Origin of the sequence: Streptomyces sp. NPDC059003 (assembly GCF_042740445.1) — a bacterium.
Taxonomy (GTDB): Bacteria; Actinomycetota; Actinomycetes; order Streptomycetales; family Streptomycetaceae; genus Streptomyces.
Genome location: NZ_JBHYJH010000345.1, coordinates 1 through 4,232, shown reverse-complemented (window position 1 = coordinate 4,232; position 4,232 = coordinate 1). Strand labels below are relative to the sequence as shown.

Sequence of the window (4,232 nt, the reverse complement as noted above, 5' to 3'; positions counted from 1 at the left end):
TCCTCGGGGCCGTCGACCAGCGTGATGTGCTCGGGGGCCTCGCCCAAGGTGCCGATGACTTCCTCGTGGCCCTCGTGGCCGATCAGTAGGATGTCGTAGTCCAGTTCGGCGTAGCGGGCGGCTTCCTTGGTGACCAGGGGGCAGGTCGCGTCGATCGTGGTGAGGTTGCGTGCGGCGGCCTCATCACGCACTGCCGGGGCCACTCCGTGTGCCGAGAACACGACGACTGCACCCTCGGGAACCTGGACCGTGTCCTCGACGAAGATGGCCCCCTTCGTCTCCAGCGTCTTGACTACCTGTGTGTTGTGGACGATCTCGTGACGGACGTAGACAGGCGGACCGTAGATCTCAAGTGCCTTCTCCACGGCGGCGATCGCGCGGACCACGCCGGCACAGTAGCCCCGCGGTGAGGCAAGCAGCACCCGCCGGCCGGAGGCCGAAGGACTGTTCATGAGGTCCTCCTCATCGCGGTCTCGGCCAGCTGACGAAGGGCATGTTGGGCCTCGGGGTGGATGGCGTGCGGGGAAGTGAGCAGCCCAAGAACCTGGGCGCGCCGCTCGCGGATCATCACCTCGGTGTGGGCGCGGGCGCCGGTGACGGTGAGGATGTTGCGGACCTGGGAGGCTTCCGCCTCGGTGAGGTGTGGGTTGCCGATCAGGCGGCGCAGGACGCCGGTGTGGGCGGGGGACGCAGGGCGAGGGCGGCCAGCACATGTGCTTGCCCTCGCGCAGGTCTTCCAAGCGGGACTTGCCGGTCACCTTCGGGGCACCGAAGACACCGAGCAGGTCGTCGCGCAGCTGAAACGCTTCGCCCAACGGCAGGGCGTAGGCGGAGAGCTCGCGCAGCAGCGGTGCCGGGGCGCCGCCGAGAGTGGCACCGATATGCAGCGGCCGCTCGATCGTGTAGGTGGCGGTCTTGTAGCGGATGATCGCCAGCGCCCGGTCCAGATCGGAGGTTGGGGTTCCGGTGGCGGTGACGTCCAGGTACTGGCCATAGATCACCTCGGTGCGCATGGCGTGTACGACGGGGAGGACGGCGGTGAGCTGGCGGGTGGTGAGTCCTGCGGTGTACAGAAGCTCATCAGCCCAGGTCAGGGCCTGGTCACCGACAAGGATCGCGCAGGATGCACCCAGGCGCTCGGCGACCGGGCCCGAACGGTGTGCCGCGTGGCGGTCGGCGAGGGTGCAGTGGACGGTCGCAGCGCCGCGCCGGGTGGCACTGTCGTCGTGGATGAGGCAGAAGGCGTGGAACATCTCCAGACTCGCCGCCACCCTCACCACTTCTCGAGGCGGCGGGGTACCGGTGGCCGCCTGCCAGCCGAGCACGCACAGCGCCGGCCGCAGACGCTTTCCTCCGGCCGACAGGAACTGCTCCAGCACGTGGGCGGCCGGCACAGCGAGGTTGTGGGCCGAGGCCCAAACAGCTTTCCTGTGCAGGAACTGGTGCAGCACAGCGTCGACGTCACGGCGCAGGCCCTCAAGGTCCAACGGGCTGGGGACAGACCGGGCGGGAACGGTGGATGTCACGAATGTTCACCTCCCTCGGCATACGCTGGCGGCTCGACAAGGCTCGTCACGACCAGGGCCTCGTCAAGGAGAGCCTCGACGATGCGAGATTCGGGGACGGTCTTGATGACGGTGCCCTTCCGGAAGATCTGGCCTTTTCCATTGCCGCAGGACACGCCGAGGTCGGCCTCGCGGGATTCACCGGGCCCATTGACGACGCACCCCATCACCGCGATCCGCAAAGGGTGAGGGAACCCGTCGAAGGCGGCCTCGACCTGGGCGGCGAGCTTGTGAATATCGACCTGGAGACGCCCGCATCCGGGGCAGGAGACGATCTCCAGCTTGCGCGGGCGCAGGCCGAGGGAAGCAAGGATGTGGCAGCCGGCCTTGACCTGCTCGACCGGGTCAGCCGAAAGGGAGACACGGATCGTGTCCCCGATCCCCTCGGCCAGAAGGATACCGAAGGCGACCGCGGATTTGATCGCGCCCTGGAAGGCCGGACCGGCCTCGGTGACACCCAGGTGCAGCGGGTAGTCGCAGCGCCTAGCGAGGAGCCGGTTTGCGGCGATCATGGTGAGCGGGTCGTGGTGCTTGACCGCGATCTTGATGTCGGTGAAGCCGTGTTCCTCGAACAGCGAGCACTCCCACAGCGCGGACTCCACCAGAGCCTCGGGCGTCGCGGCGCCGTGCTTGGCGAGCAGGCGTGCGTCCAGAGAGCCCGCGTTGACGCCGATACGGACCGGCACCCCGGCGACGGTGGCGGCCTTAGCGATCTCTGCGACACGGTCGTCGAACTTCTTGATATTGCCGGGGTTCACCCGCACCGCGGCGCAGCACGCCTCCAGGGCGGCGAGGACGTAGCGGGGCTGGGAGTGGATGTCGGCGATCACCGGGACCGGGCCACGATGCCGGGCAGGGCCGCGGCGTCGTCCTGGGAGGGGACGGCGACGCGGACGATGTCGCAGCCGGCGGCGGTCACCTCGGCGATCTGCCGCAGCGTGGCGTCCACATCCGCGGTGTTGGTGGTGATCATCGTTTGCACACTCACCGGTGCGCTGCCACCCACGGGCACCGCCCCGGCGCGCAGTTGACGGGTGGGGCGGCAACGCACCGGAGTCCGGTGGGGTGGCGGGGTAGGCAGGCCGAGATCGATTAACGAGTGTCATGAGCACGGATTCCCTTCACCAGGCACACGGCGGGATAGAGCGCATAGCGGAATGGCGCCTGGGACCTGTCCCACTGACGGTGCGGCGTGGACGTCGCCGGGTACAGGCAGTGCACCACCTCAGGCCAAGGCCGCACAGATGCTCGAAGCGGCGGGTGCTGGGCACACCACGCAACCTTGCGCGCTTGTGAAACCACCCCCGGCCGGGTCGCAGCCGGCCGGAACCGCGCGGAAAGGAAGGGGTCATGCCCCACATACCCAACGACCGCCTGCATGACCTGCTGGAAACCGCCGAGTGGAGCCGGGCCGAACTCGCCCGCGCGGTAGGGAAAATGGCTACCGCACACGGCCAGCCGGTGGCGTGTGATCACACATCGGTAGCCCGCTGGCTGGCCGGCACGCGCCCCCGGCCCCCCCACACAGCCGCCATCCTGCTGGAGACACTGTCGCGGAAGCTGGGCAGGAGCATCACCGCGCGGGACGCCGGGCCCACCGACGCCCCCGCCACCGTGATGAACCTCGTCGAGGAACGGGATCCCGTACGCCGCCTCATCCACCTCACCCACACCGAACTCGACCCCGACCGGCGCCACCTCTTCGGCACCGCAGTCTTCAGTCTGGCCGCCCTTGTCCCCCCTCTGCCCATCCACCCCAGGGCCCCCGCCACCGCGGCTATCACGGGCCAGCGGGGGAACCGGCCGGGTCAAGCAACCGGAAGTTGCCCAACTATGCTCCATGGCCGGTGTGTTCGCGGATGCCGCTGCCCAGCACGGTGGCCGCCCCGGCCGCGCCCCGCTGGCCGCCTACCTCGCCCACACCGCCATCCCCTGGCTGGGTACCCCCGCCACCGACAGCGTGCACCACGAACTCCTCTGCACCACCGCCCAGTTGACACTGCTACTCGCCACCATGTGCGCCGACAGCGGCCACAACGCCACAGCCCAGCACTACCATCACACCGCCGCCCACCTCGCCGCCACCTCAGGCGACCGCGCCACCCTGGCGATCGTGCTGCCCACCATGGCCACCCACGCCCACGATCTGGGCCACCACGCCCCCGCCATCCTCACCTTGACCGAGCGCGCGGTCGAGCACGCCCGCCACGCCCCACCCGAAGTCCAGGCATACGCACACGCCCACCTCGCGGCCATCCAGGCCCACCACGACCGCCACGCCGCCCTCGCGGCTCTCAAACGGGCCGAACGCCTCCACCCACAGACCGCCGCCACCCCGCCCGGCCCATTCACCAACTTACCCGGTCGGCGCCCTGCACTACCAGCGCGCCCAGACCCTCGGCGACACTCCCGGCACCATCCGCCCTCTGACCGCGTCACTGCGCACCCGCACCGAAGCCGAACACCGCGCCACCACCCTCACCCACGCCCGGCTCGCCGAAACCCTCCTCCGCCACGGCCACCTCGACCAAGCCCTCCCCCACTGGCAGTGAACCGCTCCGGGTTCGGTAAAGGGTCTGTACGGTCAACGGTGGATCTTCGAACAGGAAGTGACACCCTGTGACAGACGTGATCGTCTCGGCTGAGGCCGTCGAGGAAGTGAAGCCC

Annotated in this window: 2 protein-coding genes and 3 pseudogenes; all 5 read right to left on the bottom strand. The window is 69.2% G+C overall.

The window, feature by feature from the left end; genetic code table 11:
* Window positions 1-452: pseudogene (locus tag ACFWZ5_RS45090) on the bottom strand (4-hydroxy-3-methylbut-2-enyl diphosphate reductase); the annotation flags it as partial.
* 324 nt (window positions 453-776) lie between these two features.
* Window positions 777-1,325: pseudogene (locus ACFWZ5_RS45085) on the bottom strand (polyprenyl synthetase family protein); the annotation flags it as partial.
* Between the two features lie 197 nt (window positions 1,326-1,522).
* A pseudogene (gene ispG / locus ACFWZ5_RS45080) lies at window positions 1,523-2,658 on the bottom strand (flavodoxin-dependent (E)-4-hydroxy-3-methylbut-2-enyl-diphosphate synthase).
* Between the two features lie 993 nt (window positions 2,659-3,651).
* A complete protein-coding gene (locus tag ACFWZ5_RS45075; RefSeq protein WP_384892978.1) occupies window positions 3,652-3,882 on the bottom strand; it encodes a hypothetical protein in 231 nt (76 codons plus the stop codon).
* A 118-nt stretch (window positions 3,883-4,000) separates the two neighbouring features.
* A partial coding sequence (locus ACFWZ5_RS45070; RefSeq protein WP_384892975.1) for a hypothetical protein occupies window positions 4,001-4,232 on the bottom strand: 232 nt, incomplete at its 5' end.